We start from the raw sequence: 1,514 nt of genomic DNA on the forward strand, positions 1-1,514 counted from the left end.
GCCGACGAGATCGGCCTCGCGGTGCTCGCGACAACCATGACGATCGTCGCGGTGTTCCTGCCGGTCGGGCTGATGCCGGGCGTCGCCGGGCAATATTTCAAGAATTTCGGACTGACGGTCGTGGCCGCGGTGCTGATGAGCCTCGCGGTCGCGCGCATGATCACACCCATGCTCGCCGCCTATTTTCTCTCTGCGCAGGGTCCGCAAAAGCATGGCGAGGGCCCGCTGATCGACACCTATATGCGCATCTTGCGCTGGAGCCTCGACACCAGCGGGGCCGCTGCCGCGCGTGCGCGCGGCGGGCGCTGGAAATGGCTCGGTTACATCAAGGACCATCGCGTCTGGGTGGTCGGCATCGGTGTGCTGGCGCTCTTTGCGACCATTTTCAGCTTCTCGCTGCTCCCGATGACCTTCCAGCCGTCGATCGATTCCGACACGAGCCGCGTGGCCATCCAGCTCGCCCCGGGCGCAACGCTCGAACAGACCGAGGCAGTGGCCGACGAGGTGACCGATCTCATGAAGCGCGACCCGCTCGTCGAATCCGCCCTGTCGCGGATCGATGTCGGCACGGCGACGGTCTATCTGAAATTGCGCAAGGACCGCGAGCTGACCTCGACCGAGTTCGAAAAGGACCGCGCGCCGCGGCTAGCGCAGGTTCCCGATGCCCGAATCAACTTCCAGTCGCAGCATGGCGGCGGCGGCGGCAGCAGCCGCGACATCTCGATCACGCTCGGCAGCGACGACCCGAAGAAGCTCGAAGATGTCGGCAACCGGCTGCTTGCCGAGATGGCCCGCGTGAAGGAAATCCGGTCGCCGCGTGTCGAGGGCAATCTTCAGCGCCCCGAGATCGTCATTCGCCCGCGCTTCGCGCTCGCGGCGCAGCTCGGCGTGACGACGCAGGCGCTCAGCCAGTCGATCCGCGTCGCGACATTGGGCGAGATCGACCAGAATAGCGCGAAATTCTCGCTGTCCGACCGGCAAATCCCCGTTCGCGTCGCGCTTGCGGAAACCGCGCGCGAGCGGCTCGATACGCTGCGCAATATGCCTGTTCCGACCCGGAACGGGGGAACGGTGCCGCTCTCGGTTGTGGCCGAGATCGGCTTCGGCGCCGGCCCGACCCAGATCAATCGGACCAACCAGGTGCGCCAGCTCACCATCGGGGCCGACCTGGCTCCGGGTCTCGTGACCGGTCAGGCGATGGACAAGGTCGAGGCGCTGCCGGCGCTCAAGGCGCTGCCCGCCGGGGTCACGCGGCTGGTACTCGGGAGCGCCAAGTGGCAGGCCGAGATGCTGCGCAACTTCGCGATCGCGGTCGTATCGGGGATTTTTCTCGTGCTCGCTGTGCTGATCCTACTCTATCGCAAGATCATCCCGCCCTTCGTCAACATGGGCTCGCTTCTGCTCGCCCCGCTCGGCGGGGCGGTCGCGTTGCTGCTGACGGGCTATCCGCTCTCGCTTCCCGTGTTCATCGGCGTGCTGATGCTGCTCGGTATCGTCGGCAAGAACAGCATCCT

1 protein-coding gene is annotated in these 1,514 nt (G+C 66.0%); it reads left to right on the plus strand.

From position 1 onward, the window contains the following. Positions 1 to 1,514 (plus strand): efflux RND transporter permease subunit (locus tag JNM03_RS01880; protein ID WP_294033973.1); only part of this gene is annotated, 1,514 nt, incomplete at both ends.

The organism is Sphingopyxis sp. (genome assembly GCF_016793825.1).
In the GTDB taxonomy this organism is placed as follows: Bacteria; Pseudomonadota; Alphaproteobacteria; order Sphingomonadales; family Sphingomonadaceae; genus Sphingopyxis.